Here is a 19,920-nt window from a genome sequence, read left to right on the forward strand (position 1 = left end):
TCGAACGAATGACCCAGGACCAGGTCTACGTCATGCCCGCGTCGCCGGCGCAGGTCGGGTTGTGGCTGCTCGCCCAGCTCGACCCCGCGTCGACGGCCTACCACGTGCCGGCGGCGGTGCGGCTGCGCGGGCCGCTGGACGCCGAAGTGCTCGCGCGGGCGTTCGACGCGCTCGTGGCGCGGCACGAGATTCTGCGGACGACGTTCACCACCGAGAACGGCGAGGTGTGCCAGGTCGTGCACCCGCGCGGGCTGGCGGGGCTGGAAGTGGTCGACCTCGGCGACGACCCCTCGTCGTGCCTGACGGCCTGTGTGGAGCAGGCGGCCCGGCCGTTCGACCTGGAGGCGGGGCCGCTGGTGCTGCCCCGGCTGTACCGGCTCGGCGACGACGATCACGTGCTCTCGCTGCTGATGCACCACATCGTCACCGACGGCTGGTCGTCCGGGATCATGGTGCGCGAACTGGCGGCGCTCTACACCGCGCAGCGCTACGGGCTCGGTGACCCGTTGCCGGCCGTCGGGTTGCAGTACGCGGACTTCGCGCTGTGGCACCGCGATCTCCTCGCGAGCGGGACCGGGGAGAAGCAGCTGGACCACTGGCGGCGGGAGCTGGCCGGCGACGACGTCGTGCTGAGCCTGCCGACGGACCGCCCGCGCCCGGCCAACCCGACGTTCGTCGCGGACCGGGTGGACGCGGTGCTCGACCCGGCGAAGTTGCGCGCGGCCGCGGCGAAGCACGGCGCCACGCTGTTCATGGCGGTGCACGCCGCGTTCGCCTCGGTGCTCGCGCACAGCTCGGGCCGGCGCGAGGTTCGGCTCGGTGTGCCCAGCGCGTACCGCGAGCACGCCGGCACGCAGGACGTGGTCGGGTTCCTGGCGAACACGCTGGTGGTGCGCACCGAATGGGACCGCGACCGCACGTTCGCCGACCTGCTCACCCAGGTCCGCGACCGCACCACCACGGCGCTGGCCAACGACGACGTCCCGTACGGCGAACTGGCGAGGGCGCTGGGCGGCCCGCTGGTGCAGGCGATGATCGCCATGGACAACGCCCCGGACACCTTCACCCTCTCGCCCGGTCTCACCGGCTCACGGTTCGAGATCCCGCAGACGACGGCGAAGTACGAGCTGACGCTGTTCGTCCGGGAGACGCCGGACGCCCTCGAGCTGGCACTCGAGTACAGCGCGGAGCTGTTCGACCGGTCGACCGCGCAGACGCTGCTGGATCGCGTGCTCGCGGTGTGTGCCGCGGACACCGCGACCACCCTGGGCGAGATCCACGCGGTGACCGGTGCCGAGCAGGCGCTGCTCGACGAGTGGTCGCGGGGTCCGGACGTGCGGCCGGGCAAGCTCGCCCATGCGATGTTCGCCGAGCACGCCGCCGCGCACCCGGACGACGTGGCGGTGGTCGACGGAACCCGCGTCGTCACCTACGGCGCGCTCGCGGCCGAGGCGGAACGGATCAGCGGCGTGCTGCCCCGCGGTGGGCTGGTCGGGGTGTCGCTGCCTCGGTCCGCGGACCTGGTGGCGGCGCTGCTCGCGGTGTGGCGCAACGGATGCGCGTACCTGCCGCTCGACCCGAGCCTGCCCCCGGCGCGGCGCGCGGCGATCGTGGCGGACGCACAACCCGCGCTCGTGCTCGGACCCGACGAGGTGGCGAACGCGACCGGCACCGGGGAACCCGCACCCGTCCAGGACTCCGATCTCGCCTACGTGCTCTACACCTCGGGGTCGACCGGCCGTCCCAAGGGCGTGGCGGTCACCCACGGCAACCTGGCCAACTACCTCCGGTTCGCCGCCACCGAGTACACAGTGGACGGACCACCGGTCGCGCCGCTGCACACGACCGTCGGCTTCGACCTCACGGTGACGAGCCTCTGGGTACCGCTCACCACCGGCGGCACGGTGCACGTCGTCAGCGAGGACGACTCGCTCGACGGCCTCGCCGCGCTGCTCGGCACCGGCGCGGCCACGCTCGTGAAGCTCACGCCCGCACACCTCGACGCGCTCTGCGACCTGTTGCCGGACAACGCACTCGCCCAGTCGCGCGCCTGCTTCGTCGTCGGCGGGGAGGCGCTGTCCGCGGCACTCGTGCGCCGGTTCCTGGCGATCGCACCGCACGTCAGGGTGGTCAACGAGTACGGGCCCACCGAGGCGACCGTCGGCTGCTGCGTCGACGGCGACGTGGCCGGCATCGGCGACCGGCCGACCATGCCGATCGGTGTGCCGATCAACGGGACGACGCTGCGGGTGCTGGACGAACGGCTCGAACGGGTCCCCGTCGGCGTGCCCGGTGAGCTGTGCATCAGCGGGGCCGGTGTCGCCCAGGGCTATCTCGGGCAGCCGGAGCTGACGGCGGAGTCGTTCGTGACGGACCCGTGCACGGGCGCACGGATGTACCGCACCGGCGACCTGGTGCGGTACCTGCCCGACGGCAGGCTGGAGTACCTGGGCCGGGCCGACGAGCAGGTCAAGATCCGCGGTCATCGGGTCGAGCCCGCCGAGGTCGAGGCCGCGTTGCGCGGGCTGCCCGAGGTCCACGGTGCTGCGGTCGTGGCACGTGAGCAGGCTGCGGGCAAGGTCCTCGTGGGGTACGTGGTGACGGGTGCCGACCTGCGGGAGCTGACCGCGACGCTCACCACCGCGCTGCCCGCGCACATGGTGCCGCTGCTCGTCGCCGTGCCAGAGATCCCGTTGACGGCCAACGGAAAGGTCGATCGCGCGGCCCTGCCGGAACCGGCGAGCGAACACCGCCCGCACGTCGCTCCCCTGGCAGGCACCGAGACCGTGATCGCGGACGTGTGGCGCGAGGTGCTGGACGTCGAGGTGATCGGCCGCGACGACGACTTCTTCGCGCTGGGCGGGCATTCGCTCGCGGCCAGCCGGGTCGTCGCCAGGTTGCGCGACCGGTGCGGCGTCACGCTGCCGATGCGCACGCTGTTCGAGGCGACCACGCCGGCGGAGCTCGCGGCCGTCGTGGACCGCGAGTCCGCGGACGCCGCCGAACCCGAGGCGGACGAGCCGGCCGACCGGTTGTCGTTCGCCCAGCGCCGGTTGTGGTTCCTCGACCGGCTGGAGCCGGGCAGTCCGCTCTACAACGTGCCCGCCGCCTTCGTCCTGCGCGGCGAGCTGGACGTCGAGGCGTTGCGCGCGGCGGCCACCGGACTCGTCCGGCGGCACGAGGCCCTGCGCACCGCTTTCCCGACCGCGGCCGACGGCACCGCCCGCGTCGTCGTCACCGACCTCGACACGCTCGACCTGCCCGTCGTGGACGTCGCCCCGGCCGAGGTCGAGCAGCGCGCCCTGGCCCAGGCCGCCACGCCGTTCGACCTCGCCGAAGCACCGCTGGTGCGACTCGAACTCCTGTGCACGGGCCAGGACCACGTCCTGCTGGTGACGATGCACCACATCATCTCGGACGGCTGGTCGGTCGGCGTGCTGCTGCGCGACCTCGCCGAGCTGTACCGGGCCCAGCGGGCCCACGAGACACCGAACCTGCCCGAGCTCACCTCCACCTACGGCGACCACGCCCGCCGCCAGCACCGGCGGATGGACCGCGGCGACCTCGACGGCCAGTTCGCGTACTGGGCGGACCGGCTGCGCGGCCCGCTGCCGGTGCTCGACCTGCCCTCCGACCGGCCGCGCGGCACCGGCCCGCGCCCCGGCGGAGAGCTGCTCCACACCTGGGACGCCGAGCTCTCCGACCGGCTCGACGCGTTCTCCCGCGAGGTCGGCGCCACGCCGTTCATCACCGCGCTCGCGGCGTTCTACGCGTTCCTGCACCGCCACACCGGCCAGCAGGACCTGGTCGTCGGCACCCCGGTCGCGGGCCGCACCCACGCGAGCACCGAGAACCTGGTCGGCTGCTTCATCAACATGCTGCCGCTGCGCGCGGAGATCGACCCCGCGTGGTCGTTCGCCGAACTGGTTGCGGTGGTGCGCCGGCACGCGCTCGACGCGTTCGACCACCAGGACGTACCGTTCGAGCGGCTCGTCGAGCAGGCGGGCCGCGACCAGAGCCGCACGCCGCTGTTCGGGGTGCTGTTCGGCCTGCAGAACACGCCGCTGCCGAGCGAGGGCCTGCCGGGGCTGGAGATCGAGGAACTACCGGTGCACTCCGGCACCGCGCGGTTCGACCTCACCGTCCTGCTGGAACCGCGCGCGGACGGGCACCGGCTGCGGATGGAGTACGACGCGGGCCTGTTCGACCGCGCGACGGCGGCCAGGTTCGCCGAGCGCTACGAGACGGTGCTGCGAGGCGCGCTCACCGCGCCGGACACGACGATCACCGACCTGCCGGTCCTCGGCGAGAGCGAACAGGAGCTGCTGCGCGGCGTTCCCGGTACCACCGTCGTGCCGTTCCCGACCGACCGGGCGTTCGCGGAGCTGTTCGCGGACCAGGTGCGGCGCACGCCGGACGCGATCGCGGTGACCGACGCCGGCGGCTCCCTCACCTACGCCGAACTGCTGGCCGCCGCCTCCCGGTTCGCCGCGGGGGCCCGTGACCGCGGGGTGCGGCAGGGCGAGCGGGTGGCGTTGCTGCTCGAACGCGGTACCGGGTTTCTCACGGCCGTGATCGGTCTCTTCCTGATCGGCGCGGCGTACGTGCCGCTCGACCCGCGTTACCCCGCCGCCCGGCTCACCAGGATCCTCACCGGGAGCCGGGCCCGGCTCCTGCTGCACGACCAGGCGACCGCCGGTGTGCTCGCGGACCTGGCGCAGGAGCTCCCGCACGCGGACCTGGCCGAGATCGGCGGAGAACCGCTGCCGCGCGAGCAGTGGGCGTGCCACCCCGACGACCTCGCGTACGTGATCTTCACGTCCGGCTCGACCGGCGTGCCGAAGGGCGCGATGGTCGAGCAGAAGGGCATGGTCAACCACCTGTGGGCCAAGGTCCACGACCTCGGCTTCACCAGCGTCGACACGATCGTGCAGAACGCGTCCGTGTGCTTCGACATCTCGGTGTGGCAGTTCCTCACTCCGTTGGTGGTGGGCGGCCGGGTCGTCGTGGTGACCGACGACGAGGCCCGTGACCCCGCACCGCTGTGGGGTGCGGCCCGCGAGCACGCCGCGACCGTCCTGGAGACGGTGCCGTCGATGCTGCGTGCCGCGCTCGACCTGCCGCGGTTGCCCGAGGCTCCGGAGCTGCGCTGGCTGGTCGTGACCGGTGAGGCGCTGCCGCCCGCGCTCGTGCGGGACTGGCTCGACCGACAGCCCGGCGTGCCGATCGTGAACGCCTACGGCCCGACCGAGTGCTCCGACGACATCACGCACGCGGTGCTGACCAGCGCGCCCGAGACGGTGCCGATCGGCAGGCCGGTGCCGAACATGCGGCTGCACGTGCTCGACGCGGCGCTGCGGCCGGTGCCGGCCGGGGTGCCCGGCGAGCTGTACGCGGGCGGGATCGGCGTGGGGCGCGGTTATCTCGGCGACGCCGCGCTCACCGCGGCGCGGTTCGTGCCCGACCCGTTCTCGGACGTGCCGGGTGCCCGGCTCTACCGCACCGGTGACCTGGTCCGGTTGCGGCAGGACGGCCTGCTCGAGTTCCTCGGCCGGGTCGACCACCAGGTCAAGATCCGCGGCCACCGCGTGGAGCTCGGTGAGATCGAGTCGGTGCTGACCACGCACGACGGGGTCCGCGAGTGCGTGGTGACGGCGGTGACCGACGCGCGGGGCGACACCGTGCTCGTTGCCTACGTCACCGGCACGGGCACGCCCTCCGAACTGCGCGAGCACGTCGCCGCGGCGGTCGGCACGCAGCTCGCGCCCGCGCAGGTGGTCGTGCTGGAGTCGTTGCCGCTCAACGCCAACGGCAAGATCGACCGGGCCGCGCTGCCCGCACCGGAGTGGGGTGCGGCACCGGAGCGGGTGCGGGTCGAGCCGCGCGACGACCTCGAACGCACCGTCGTGCGGGTGTGGGCCGACGTGCTCGGTGTCGCGGACGTCGGGGTCACCGACGACTTCTTCGACCTCGGCGGTCATTCTTTGGTCGCCGTGCGGGTCCAGGCCCGGTTGCGCGAGGCTCTCGGCAGGGACGTGCCGCTGCGGATGATCTTCGGTGCACCGGTGGCGGAGGACTTCGCCGCGCTGCTGCGCGCCGCGCCGGCCGTGACCGCGGACCCGCTGCCCGCCACCCCGGCCGGCGGCCGCGAACCGCTCTCGCCCGCGCAGGCACGGCTCTGGTACTTCGAGCAGCGGGTGCCCGGCACCCACGTGCTGAACATGGCGGCCGCGTACCGCATCTCCGGTCCGCTCGACCCCGCGCGGCTGGAACGGGCGATCAACGCGGTCGTCGCGACCCACGACGTGCTGCGCACCGGTTACGGCGACGAGGACGGCATGCCGTACTCGCAGGTGTTCCCGCCGCATCCGATCGAGGTCGCGGTGCACGACGTCACCGAGGCCGACCTGCCCCGGCTCGCCGAACAGGAGTCGACGCACGTCTTCGACCTCACGACCGGCCCCGTGCTGCGCGCGGCGCTCGCCCGGCTCGGCGCCGAGGACTGGGTGCTGTTCGCGACGGTCCACCACCTGGCGGCCGACGGCGGTTCGGTGCAGATCCTGATCTCGGACGTGTTCCGCCACTACGCCGGGCTGCCGCCGCTCCCCCCGTCCGCGCGGTACGCGGACTGGACCAGGTGGCAGAAGTCCACAATGGACGAAGACCGGCACCTCGCGCACTGGCGCACCGCGCTGGCCGACCTGCCCGCGGCCGTGACGCTGCCGCCGGACCGCCCGCGTACCGCCGCGCAGACCTACCAGGGCGCACTGGTCGCGACCACGGTCCCGACATCGCTCGCAACCGGCCTGCGCTCGCTCGCGAGGGACCACGACGCGACGCTGTTCATGGTGCTGCTGGCCGGTTTCCAGGCGGTGCTGGCCCGCCTCTCCGGCAGCACCGACGTGGTGGTCGGCAGCCCGGTCGACGGCCGCGCCCACCCTGCGGTCGAGCACACGGTCGGCTGCTTCATCAACACCCTGCCGCTGCGCGCCGTCGTGTCACCCGGCGGTTCCTTCACCGAGCTGGTCGGCGCCGTGCGCGGCACCGTGCTCGACGCGTTCACCCATCAGGACCTGCCGTTCGAGCGGATCGTCGCCGAACTGCCCGGCCGCGACCACGCACTCAGCCCGGTCTTCCAGGTGCTGTTCAACATGCTCGACCCCGACGACCCGCTGGCCGCGCTGCCCGGCGACCTGGCGGTGCGGCCCTACGGCGAGCACCTGCTGTCGCTCGGCGCGAAGTTCGACGTCAGCCTGTACGTGCGGGACCGGGGAGAGCAGGGCATCGCGCTGACGGCGGTCTACAACACCGCGCTGTACGACGAGGGCCGGATCGCGGACCTGCTCGACCGGCTGACCGCGCTGCTGGCCGAGGCGGTGGCCGCGCCGTCCTCGCCTGTCGGCGCGCTGCCCGCCCGCACGGCTCTCGACGCGGCACTGCCCGACCTGTCACCGCAGCCGGCCGCCGAGTGGAACGGCGGCCTGCTGGACCGGTTGGACCACTGGGCCACGCACACGCCGGACGCCGTGGCGGTCGACGACGGCTCGCGCCGGGTGACTCACCGCGAGCTGCGCGCCGCCGTGGAGGGCACCGCCGCGGCCTTGGTCGCCCACGGCGTCAAGCCAGGCGATGTCGTTGCGGTGCAAGGAAAGCGGCACGCGCTGCTGCCGGCCGCCGTGCTCGGCGCGATGCACGCCGGAGCGACGTTCCTGGTGCTCGACCCGGACCACCCCGAGGCCGAGCGGCAGCGCCGGTGCGCGGCAGCGGGATGCCAGGTGGTCGTCGTGCCGGAACCCGAGGAGGCCTCTGGCGGCGTCCTGGCGGTGCAGACCGCGGGATCGACGCCACGAGTCACCCGTGATCCGGACGCGACGGCCTACCTGGTGCACACCTCGGGCACGAGCGGCGAACCCAGGGCCGTGGCCACGAGCGAGCGGCCGCTGGCCCACTTCCTGGAGTGGCACACGTCCCGGCACGGGTTCGGCCCCGACGACAGGTTCGCGGCCCTGTCCGGCCCCAGCCACGACCCGTTCCTGCGTGACCTCTTCACTCCGCTGTGGTGCGGCGGCCAGCTGCGGATCCCGGCCGCGCCGGTCGTGCGCGACCCGGACGCGCTGGCCGCGTGGCTCGCGGACAACGCGGTCACGGCGGTTCATCTGACGCCGTCGCTGGCGCGGTTGTTCGCGGGTGCGGCAGCGCGGCCGCTGCCCGAGCTGCGCTGGGCGTTCTTCGGCGGCGAACCCCTGACCGGCCAGACCTGCGCCGACCTCGCCGCGCGGGCGCCCGATGTGCGGTGCGTGAACTTCTACGGCGCGACGGAGACCCCGCAGGCCGTCGCGGCCCAGGACGTCGACCTCGACGCCGCCCGCTCCCACCCCGGCGCGACCGTCCCGATCGGTCGCGGCGTGGGCGGCGCGGAGCTGCTGGTGCGCGTGGGCGAGCGGCGGGCGGGGGTGGGCGAGATCGGCGAGATCGTCGTGCGCACGCCGTACCTCGCGCTCGGCTACCTCGGCGATCCCGAGCTCACCGCGGCGCGGTTCGGCGACGGCGAGTACCGCACCGGCGACCTCGGCCGGTACCGGCCCGACGGCACCGTGGTGCCCGAGGGACGTGCCGACCGGCAGCTGAAGGTGCGCGGGCACCGGATCGAGCCGGGCGAGCTGGAGTCGAGGCTGCTGCGGCATCCCTGCGTCACGGCCGCGCACGTGCTCGCCGACGGCGATGTGCTCGTCGCCCACCTGACCGGTGAGGAGCAGAAACTGCTCGACTGGTGCCGTGCCGAGCTGCCCGAGCACCTGGTGCCCGGCCGGGTCGAGTGGTGGGACCGGTTCCCGCTCACCGCCAACGGGAAGCTCGACGCCGCCGCGCTCGCGGCACGGCAGGTCCACGTGGCCCCGGTCGCCCCGCGCACCGACGCCGAACACGCGGTGCTCGCGATCTGGCGGGACGTGCTGCCTGGGCGCGAGTTCGGGGTGGAGGACGAGTTCTTCGCGGTGGGCGGGCATTCGCTGGCCGCGGCCCAGGTGCTCGCCCGGATCCGGCGCGACTTCCAGGTCACCTTCGACTTCGCCGACTTCTACGACGCCACCACGGTCGCGGCCGTCGCCGTCCTGGTCGAGGAACGGCTGATGGCCGAACTCGACGATCTCACCGACGACGAGGTGCTGGCGATGCTGGACGAGGAAGAAAAAACCCGATGAGCGACACCACGAACGCCGCTGAGGCACGCCGCCGTCTGCTCGCCAAGCGCCTGCGCGGCGGCGCGAAGCCGCTGACCGAGGGGCCGCGTCTCGGCCGGGGCGAGCTCCTGCCCGCGCAGGAACGCCTGTGGGTGCACCAGCAGCTCGACCCGCACAGCACCGCGTTCAGCATCTGCGAGGCCGTCCGGATCGAAGGGCCGCTCGACGTCGCCGCCCTGCGGCACGCGGCCGCCGAGGTCTCCGCACGGCACGAGACGTTGCGCACGACCTTCCACGCCGAGGACGGTGTGGCGTACACGCTGACGCACGAGGAGCTGCTCCCCGAGGTCACCGTCCTCGACTCCACAGTGGACTCGGCGGTGACACACGCGGTCACGCGGCCGTTCGACCTCGCCACCGGACCGCTGCTGCGCCTCCACGTCGTGCCGGACGGCCAGGCGCACGTGCTGGTCCTGTCGACGCACCACATCATCGCCGACGGCTGGTCGATGTCGCTGCTGATCACCGAGCTGACCGCGGCCTACCTGCGGCGCACCGGTGCGCCGATCCCGCCTCCCGAGCCGATGCGCGCACACTGGAGCGACGTGGTGCGCGTCCGCCGGGGAACACCACAGTCCACAGTGGAGGAACAACTCGCCTACTGGCGCGCTGAACTCCACGCGCTCCCCGAGCGCTCTGCCGACGAGTCGCCAAAGGGCGGCACCGTGCCGGTTCGGCTGGCTCCGGCGTTGACCGAGGCACTGCACGCCGCGTGCGCCGCACACGGTGTCACGCCGTACGTGGTGCTGCTGGCCGCGTTCGCCGTGGTGGTGTCCCGGCGGACCGGTGCCGCGCGGCCGGTCATCGGCATGCCGGTCGCGGGCCGGCAGGCACCCGAGTACGAGGCGCTGATCGGCTACTTCGCCAACACGCTGCCGATCTCCGTGCCCGTCGCCGAGACCGGCACCGCGCTGTGGGCGGCGTGCCGGACCGCGGTGCTGGGCGCGCTCGACCACCAGGACGTGTCGCTGTCGGAGATCGCCGGTGCGGTCGGCGGGCACAACCGCCCGTTGTTCCAGGCGCTGTTCGCGCTGCAGAACTACCCGTACGAGCCGATCACCTCCGACGGCCTCACCGTCACGCCGATCCCGTTGCCCAAAACGGAAGCCAAGCTCGACCTGAGCCTCTACCTGTACGAACGCGACGGCGCGGTGCAGGGCTACCTGGAGCACCGCCTGGCGCGGTGGAACACCGCCCAGGCCACGGCGATCGCCGACGACGTGGTCCACACGCTCACCGCGATGCTCACCGACCCGGCGGCCGTGCTCGACCACGACCTCCCCGCGGCCGAGCAGCAACGGCTCCTCGCCGCGGGCGCCGGTCCGGTGCGCGACCGCCCCTCCACCACCGTGCACGGCCTGGTCGAGGCGAGCGCGGCCCGCACTCCCGACGCCATCGCACTGGTCGACGCGGACGGCACCGAGCTCTCCTACGCCACCGTCGACCGCCGCGCCAACCAGCTCGCGCACCACCTCCTCGCGTCCGGGCTGCAACGCGGCCAGCGGGTCGCGGTCGTCCTGCCGCACGGCGCACCGCTGGTCATCACGATGCTGGCGGTGCTCAAGGCGGGCGGCGCCTTCGTCCCGGTCGACCCCGCCTACCCGGCCGACCGGATCGCGACGATGACCCGCGTCGCCGAGAGCGTTCTCACGATCGACGGCGTCGTGCTCACCGACGACCAGCCGACGCACGCCCCGGCCGTCGAGGTGCACCCCGACGATCTCGCCTACGTCGTGTTCACGTCGGGCTCGACCGGCGTGCCCAAGGGCATCGCGGTGACGCACCGCGGCGTCGTGAACCACAACCTCGCGACCGTCGAGGTCTTCGGGCTGTCGTCAGCGGATCGCGTGCTGCACGTCGCCTCCCCCGGTTTCGACGCCACGATCGAGGAGGTCTTCCCCGCCCTCGCCTGTGGCGCGACCGTCGTCGCCCGCACGCCGGACGCGATCGACTCGTTCACCGGCTTCGACAGGTTCGTGGCGCGGCACCGGATCACCGTGCTGCCGCTGCCGACGGCGTACTGGGAAGGCTGGTACGAGGAGCTGCGCGCGGCCGGCACCGGCCCGGCGCGGTCGGTGCGGATGGTGACGCTGTCCGGTCAGCGGGTCAACGCCGTGCTGGTGCGGCACTGGGAGTCCGGCGCGGCCACCTCGCGCGTGGCGCTGGTCAACACCTACGGGCCCACCGAGGCCACCGTCACGACGACGACCTTCACCGTGGCGGCGGAGGGTGCGGCACCTGGTGCCGAGGCAGCCCCGTCCCAGGGTGAGATCCCGATCGGCTTCCCCTGGCCGGGCTACCGCACCTACGTCGTGGACGACCACTTCCGCCTGGTCCCCGACGGCGCGACCGGCGAGCTGTGCGTCGGCGGCGCCGGGGTCAGCCTCGGCTACCTCGGGGCACCGGCCGCCACCGCGGAACAGTTCGTGCCCGACCCGTTCGCACTGGAACCCGGTGCCCGCATGTACCGCACGGGCGACTACGTGGCGCGCCGGCCGGACGGCACGCTGGCGTTCGTCGGGCGGATCGACGGCCAGGTCAAGGTGCGCGGCAACCGGGTCGAGACCGGCGAGGTCGAGGCGGTGCTGGCGGCGCATCCCGCGGTCAGCCAGTGCGTCGTGATCGCCTACCCCGTGGGCGCCGGCGACCACCGGCTCGGCGCGCACGTCGTGGTGCGGGAGGACGTGACCGGCGAGCAGCTGGCCGCGCACGTCGCGGGCCGGTTGCCCGCGTACATGGTGCCGGGTGGTTTCGCCGTGCACGACGCGTTGCCGCTGACCTCGCACGGCAAGGTCGACCGCAGGGCGTTGCCGGAACCGGAAGCGTCCACATCGGACAGCGAACCTCCCGCCGGGCCGACCGAGATCGCGCTCGCCGCGCTGTGGCGGGACGTGCTCGGTGACCAGGTCATCAGCCGGGGTGACGACTTCTTCGGCCGCGGCGGCACCTCGCTCAGCGCTACGGCGCTCGCGTCGCGGATCGAACGCGACCTGGGCAGGGCACTGCCGTTGCGCGAGCTGTTCGCCAACCCGGTGCTGGCGGCGATGGCCCGCGCTGTCGAGGCCGCCGAACCGTCGACGCTCGCGCCGATCAACCCGGTGTCCGACACCGACCTGCCCGCTTCCCCCGCGCAGCGGCGCGTCTACCTGATCCAGGAGTCGGCGCGGGAGGCCACGAGCTACAACATGCCGATGGCGTTGCGCGTCACGAAGCCGGTGGCCCCGGCGGCTCTGCGCGACGCGCTGCAGCGGCTGGTCGACCGGCACGAGTCGTTGCGCACGACCTTCCACCTCGTCGACGGCGAGGTGCGGCAACGGATCCGGCCGCACGCCGAGGTCGGGTTCACGACGTCCGCAGTGGACGGAGAACCGAACCTGCCCGAGCAGATCCGGCCGTTCGACCTCGCCGGGGACACGCTGCTGCGCGCGCACTGGTTCGCCACGCCCACCGGTGGCGTCCTGTTCCTCGACGTGCACCACATCGCGGCGGACGGCGCGTCGGTGCAGGTGCTGGTCGAGGAGTTCCTGGCGCTGCTCGAGGGCACCGAGCTGCCCGAGCCCGGGATCCGGTACCGGGACTTCACGCATTGGCAACGACTGGCGGCACCCGCCAGGACCCCGGCCCTGCGCGAGCACTGGGCCGCGCGGGTCGAGAACCTGCCCGCGCTGACGTTCCCGTACGACCACGACCGTCCGGCGACCCGCACGTTCGCGGGCTTCACCAGCACCTTCACCGTCGAGTCCGAGACCGCCGCGGCTCTCGTGGCGCTGTCCCGCGACGAGGGGGCGACGCTCAACATCGCGCTGCTGGCGGCGTACGCGGCCGCGCTGTCGCGGTACGCGGGCCAGCCGGAGGTCGTCATCGGCTCGCTGGTGGCGGGCCGCACGCATCCCGACGTCGACCGCGTGGTCGGCATGTTCGCGAACTTCCTGCCGTTGCGCGTGTCTCTCGCGCCCGGCGACACGTTCCGGACGCTGCTCGGCCGCACCCGCGACCTCGCGCTGGCCGACTACGACCACCAGGACCTGCCGTTCGAGGAGATCGTCGCACTCGCGGGCCGTCAGCACGGGCACAACCCGCTGTTCGACACCATGCTGATCTTCCAGGAGGACCGCGGCCGCGTCGCGAACACCGCCGGGTACGAGGCGCTGCCGGTGGAGCACGGCACCAGCAAGCTCGACCTGAAGCTCGACGTGTTCCCCGAACCGGACGGCAGCCTCAGCGTGCAGGCGGAGGCGAACGCGGCGCTGCTCGAACCGGACACGGTGCGCCGGTTCGTCGAGCACCTGCTCGCGCTCTGTGCCGCCGCCACGGCCGACCCCGACGCGCCGCTCACGTCCCTCGCACCGCTCTCCCCCGCCGAACGGGCCAGGATCGACGCGGCCCGGCGGCTCGACCTGCTCGTGGTCTCGTCGTTCACCGCGGACCCGATCAGCGCGCCCTACCTGTGGTGGTGCGAACAGTTCGGTCATCGAGGCCAGGTCCGGCACGGCGCGTTCGGGCAGGTGTTCCAGGAACTGCTCGATCCCGAGAGCGGCTGGCACACCCATCCCGGACCCGCCCTGCTGCTGGTGCGGTTCGAGGACTGGCCGGCCGAGGAGCGCTCGTACACCGAGCTGCTCGCCGCGCTGCGGTCCACCACGGCGGGCCCCCGGCTGGTGGGAGTCCTGCCGTCGGAGCTCGACATCGCCCGGCGCTGGCGCCGCGATCTCGCCGGCCTGCCGGTGACCGTGATCGACCTCGAAGCGGCGCTCGACCGGTTCGGCGTGACGGACTGGGACGACCCGGAGGCGTTCGCGCTGGGCGCGGTTCCCTACACCGAGGACTTCTTCGCGGTGGCGGGCACCGAGGTCGCCCGGCGGGTGCTGGGCACCGTGCGCGCACCGTTCAAGGTCATCGCCGTGGACGCCGACGACACGCTCTGGCGCGGCGTCGTCGGCGAGGACGGGCCGTTGGGCGTGGAGGTGGACGAGCCGGCGCGGGCGCTGCAGGAGTTGTTGCTGCGCAAGCGGACGGACGGCTTGGTGCTCGTCCTGCTGAGCAAGAACACCGAGCAGGACGTGCGGGAGGTGTTCACGCGCAACCCCGGAATGGTGATGAGGGAGGAGCACTTCACCGAGATCCGGGCGAACTGGCGGCCCAAGCACGAGAACCTCGGCGAGGTCGTGGCGAAGCTCGGGCTCGGCCTCGACAGCGTCGTGTTCCTCGACGACAGCGCCGCCGAGTGCGCCGCGATGGTGGCCGCGCTGCCGGAGGTGCTCACGTTCCGGCTGCCCGCCGACGCCCGTTTCCTCGACCACGTCTGGGCGTTCGACACGCACCAGGTCACCGACGAGGACCGGCAGCGCGCCGAGCGGTACCGGGCCGAGCTCCGGCGCCAGGACGACCTGAGCGCCGCGCCGTCGCTGACGGACTTCCTGGACGGGCTCGGCCTGCGGGCGTCGTTCACCGAGGCCACACCGGACGAGCTGGAGCGCGTGGCCCAGCTCACCCAGCGCACCAACCAGTTCAACCTGAGCGGCCTGCGGCTGACGACGTCCGAACTGGACGGACGGGTCGCGCACGTGCTGCGGGTGCGCGACAGGTTCGGCGACCACGGTCTGACCGGCGTCGTGCTCAGCACCGTCACGGATCGCACGCTGCACCTCGACAACGTCCTGCTGAGCTGCCGCGTCCTGGGCCGCACCGTCGAGGAGGCGGTCCTGGCGGGCGTTGCGGCGCTGTGCCGTGAGCACGGGCTCGACCGGGTCACCGCCGACCACACCGCGACCGAGCGCAACCAACCGGCGAGGGCGTTCCTCGACGACTACGGCTGGCGCCCGTCAGGCGGGACCCGCTGGGAGATCCCGGTGTCCGCGCTGCCGGAACAGCCCAGGTACGTGGCGCTGAGCTTCAGCAAACCACGAACCGTCCACTTCGGACTGGACCACGTCGGCGTGGCGGTCCGATCGCTGTCCGACGCTCGCGCGGCGCTCACCGCCGCCGGTTTCCGCGAGACAGCCGCGGCACACGACCCGATCCAGCGGTCATCACTCGCGATGTTCGAACGGCCGGGAAGCCCGCGCGTCGAACTGGTGGCGCCCGACGGCGCGGATTCCCCGACGGCGGGACTGCTCGATCGCGCCGGGGAACGGCCTTACCACCTGTGCTACCGGGTCACCTCGATCCAGGAAGCGGTGGAGTCGCTGCGTGCGGCGGAGATCTCGCTCGACGCGGTCGGCGAGGCCGTGCCCGCCGTGCTGTTCGGCGGACGGTTGGTCCAGTTCTTCTCGGTGGCCGGCGTTGGGCTGGTCGAGTTCGTCGAAGGCCCGGCCGAAGAGCACGGATCCGTTGTGGTGCACCAAATCGACGGCACGGCGGCCGAACGGTTCTTCGCCGCGGTCGGCCACGGCTCGGCCGAGCTCGTGCGCGGGCCCGGTGACCCCGGTCCGCTGGGGCTGCGGGGCGACGTGCCCGCGTTCGTCGCCGCACCACCGGCTTCGGAACGACCCACCGCCGCGCCGCGCGACACACCTCGTTGGCAGGACGGCCAACCGGACGTCGACCGGCTCGTGCACCGCGCTCACCACGTGCCACTGCGCCACGTCGCGCCGGAGGACCTGATCACCGCCTACCGGCGCGCCGCGGCGACGGCCGGGTCAGGCGAGCCGTACGTCGCGCCCCGCACCGCCACCGAGGCCACCGCCGCGGCGGCGTTCGGACGGGTGCTCGGCGTCGACGAGGTCGGCGTGCACGACAGCTTCTTCGCGCTCGGCGGCAACTCGTTGCAGGCCGTGACGCTGCTCGCGCACCTGAACCGGGCGCTGGGCACCGATCTGCGGTTGCAGCAGCTGTTCGAACAACCGACCCCGGCAGGCCTCGCGTCGGCACCGATGTCCCAGGGCGACGCGCTGGTCCTGCCCATGGCCCCCGGTGGCCAGATCGTCCCGTCCACCTCCGCGCAACGCAGGTTCTTCGTGCTGCAACGGATGGATCCGGGCGGCACCCAGTACAACCTGCCCCACCTGATGGAGCTCACCGGCGATCTGGACGTGGAACGGGTGCGCACGGCGTTGCGCGGACTCGTCACGCGCCACGAGGCGTTGCGGACCTCGTTCCGGCTGGACGGCACCGAACTCCTGCAGGTGGTCCACGACGACGTGCGCACCGACCTGGCCGAAGTGGCGGAGGACCTGGCACCGCAGGAGATCTTCGCGCGGTTCGTGCGGCCGTTCGACCTCGAAACCGGACCGCTGGCGCGCATGGTCCTCGTGCACGGGTCGCGCAGCTCGTACCTGCTCGTGGACATCCACCACATCGTCGCGGACGGCACGTCCATCGGGCTGCTGGTCGGCGAGTTCGCGCGGCTGTACGCGGGTGAGGAGCTCCCGCCGGTCCGGCAGTTCCGGGACTGGGCGGCGCTGGAGCGGTCCGAGCGGTACGCGCGCAGGCTCGCGGACTCGCAGGACTACTGGCTGACCCGGTTCGCCGACCTGCCCCAGCCGCTCGACCTGCCCACCGACCACCCACGTCCTCCCGTGCAGAGCGCCGAGGGCGACAGCGTCCGCTTCACCGTGCCCGCCGAGGTCTTCACGGGCCTGCGCCGGGCGAGCCAGGCGGCGGACACCACGCTGTTCGCGACGATGCTGGCCGGGCTCTACGTGACGTTGTGGCGGCACAGCGGGCAGACCGACCTCGTCGTCGGCACGCCGTTCGCGGGCCGCACGGTGCCCGGTACCGAGACGATCACCGGTCCGTTCCTCAACGCGCTGCCGCTGCGGGCGCACGTCGAGCCGGGCGCGACGGTCGCGGACCTGCTCGGCCAGGTCCGCGCCACGGTTGCGGACTCGTTGCGGCACCAGGACTACCCGTCCGCCGACCTGGTCGAACGGCTCGGTGTCGTCCGCGATCCGAGCCGCAACCCGCTCTACGACGTGATGTTCGCCTTCCAGAACATGGACCTCGCCGACGCGGACCTGCCCGGGGTGACGGTGCGGCAGCCGGAGGTCGAGACCGGGCGGTCGTTGTTCGACCTGGAGCTGAAGGCCCGGCCGGAGGGTGAGGTGATCGAGTGCCGCCTGGACTTCGCCGTCCGGTTGTTCCGCCGGGAGACCGTGGAAGCGCTCGTCCGCCGGTTCCTCACCGTGCTGGCCGGTCTCACCACGCCGGAACGCCTGCTCGCCGACCTCGACGTGCTGGGGCCCGAGGAACGCGCCGCGCTCGTCGCCGGGCTCGGCTCCCGCACGGCCGAGTTGCCCCCGCAGGACACCGTGCTGTCCCGGATCGAGGCCGTCGCGGCGGCCGATCCCGGCAGGACCGCGGTCGTTGCGTCCGGCAGGTCGCTGAGCTACGGCGAACTGGTCGCGGACGCGGCAGCCGTGGCGGGGCTGCTCACCGGTCTGCGACGGGAGCAACTCGTGGGCGTCCTGGCGCCGCGCGGGCCCGCGATGATCACCGCGATGCTCGGCGTGTGGCGGGCGGGCGGCGCGTTCGTGCTGCTCGATCCCGGCCAGCCGGACGAACGACAGCTGGGCATGCTCACCGACGCCGGGTGCGAGGTGGTGCTGGCCCAGCCAGGACTGCTCAGCGACGCGCTGGCCACCCGGTTCGACGGAAGGATCGTGCCGCTCGACACGACCGGCCCGGCCACCGCCGCAGCGCCGGTGAGTCAGGACGACCTCGCGTACGTCCTGTTCACCTCCGGCTCCACCGGCCGGCCCAAGGGCGCGATGGTCGAGCAGCGCGGCATGCTCAACCACATGCTCGCCAAGGTCGAGGACCTCTGCCTGGACGCGAGCACCGCGCTCGTCCAGAACGCCGGCCCGAGCTTCGACATCGTCGTGTGGCAGTGCCTCGGCGCGCTCGTCGCGGGCGGCCGCACGGTCGTCGTGAGCGACGAGGCGATGACCGATCCCCGCGTGCTGCTGCGCGAGGCCGCCGAGGCGACCGTGCTCGAAGTCGTGCCGTCGATGCTGGAGGTGATGCTCGACCTCCTCGAACGCGAATCCCGGCGGCTGCCGCACCTGCGCACGCTGGTGTCCACCGGCGAGGCCCTGCCGCGCCCGCTCGCCGCGCGCTGGCTGGCCGCGTATCCCGGCATCGCGCTGGTCAACGCCTACGGCCCGACGGAGGCCTCGGACGACATCACGCACCTCACCGTCGACCCGCGCCTGGGCGAGGGTTCGGTGCCGCTCGGCCACCCGATCCGCAACGCGCGCATCTACGTGGTCGACCGGACGATCCCGCTCGGTCCGGCCGCGCTCGTGCCGACCGGTGTGCAGGGCGAGATCTGCGTGGCGGGCCCGTGTGTCGGCCGTGGATACGTCAACGACCCCGAACGGACCGCGGCGGCGTTCGCCGACGACCCGTTCGAGGGCGGCCGGCTCTACCGCACCGGTGACCTGGGGCGGTGGCTGCCGGACGGCACGCTGGAGTTCCTGGGGCGCGCGGACTCCCAGGTGAAGCTGCGCGGGCACCGGGTCGAGCTCGGCGAGATCGAGGCGGCGCTGAGCGAGGACCCGAGCGTCACGGCCGCCGTGGTGCTGGTGCAACGGGCGGCGGGCCGGCCGGAACGGCTGGTCGCGTACGTCGTCGCCGAGCCCGCGCACGCGTTCGACGAGCAGGACGTGCTCGACCGGGTGGCGAAGTCGGTGCCGGGGTACATGGTGCCGGACGTGGTGCTGCGGCTCGACCGCCTTCCGTTGACCCGCAACGGGAAGATCGACCGCAAGGCGCTGCCGGAGGCCGAGTGGACGGTGGCGCCGGCCCGGACTCCGTTGTCCTCGGACACCGAACGACTCGTGGCGGAGATCTTCGCCGAGGTGCTGGGCGCGGACACCTCGGACGCCGCGGCGGACTTCTTCGACCTCGGCGGACATTCGCTGCGCGTGGTCGCGTTGCTCGTGCTGTTGCAGGCGCGGACGGGCATCGAACTGCCCGTGGCGGACGTGTTCGCGGACCCGACGGTGCGCGGGATCGCCCAGCGGGTCGAGCAGGTGCGCGCGTCGGGCGTCTCGGCGGTGCGGGTGCACCACCTGCTCGGCCGGCCGGGCGACCCGCCGGTGTTCCTGTTCCCGCCGATCGCCGGCTGGGGCACCGTCTACCTCGGACTCGCCGAGTCCCTGCCCGGCCGCGCGGTGCACGCGTTCGACTTCGTCGAGGACGACCACCGGGTCGCCCACTACGCCGATCTCGTGGAACGCCACGCGAACGGCCCGCTGGTGCTCGGCGGCTACTCGGCGGGCGGCAACCTGGCGTTCGAGGTGGCACGTGAGCTCGAAAGCCGCGGCCGCGGTGTGGACCGGATCGTGCTGTTCGACTCGATGCCGTGCACGGAGCCCGGTTCGGACCAGCATGCCGCTCTCGCTGACCGCATCCGCGCGGACATGGTGGAAGGGCTCGCGCTGCTCGACCCCGTGCTGCAACGCGTGTTGTCCGACCCGCACCTGCAAGAACGGGCCGCCACCAAGCGCGCCGACTACACCGAGTACTGGAACTCGCTGGTGCACAAGGGAACCGTCGCCGCGCCGATCACCCTGGTGCGCGCGGAGCAGTCCGCACTCGACGAACACGCGCTGGCGGGCTGGCGGCGGTTGACGCCGGAGCTGACCGTCGTCGCCGGTTTCGGCCGGCACGCCGAGATGATGACCGGCGCACCCGCCGAACCGAACGCCCGCGTGCTGGGCGAGATTCTGACGTGAGA

2 protein-coding genes are annotated in these 19,920 nt (G+C 73.1%); both read left to right on the top strand.

Annotated elements, in window-relative coordinates; genetic code table 11:
- Positions 1-8: 8 nt before the first annotated feature.
- A complete protein-coding gene (locus tag G7043_RS27105) occupies positions 9-9,200 on the top strand; it encodes a non-ribosomal peptide synthetase (protein ID WP_166050146.1) in 9,192 nt (3,063 codons plus the stop codon).
- Positions 9,197-19,918: a non-ribosomal peptide synthetase gene (locus tag G7043_RS27110; protein WP_166050148.1), complete on the top strand. Its 10,722-nt coding sequence runs from the start codon at positions 9,197-9,199 to the stop codon at positions 19,916-19,918. Before G7043_RS27105 ends, G7043_RS27110 begins: the two co-directional genes overlap by 4 nt.
- Positions 19,919-19,920: the final 2 nt, after the last annotated feature.

Origin of the sequence: Lentzea alba, from assembly GCF_011067745.1 — a bacterium.
Classification (GTDB): Bacteria; Actinomycetota; Actinomycetes; order Mycobacteriales; family Pseudonocardiaceae; genus Lentzea; species Lentzea alba.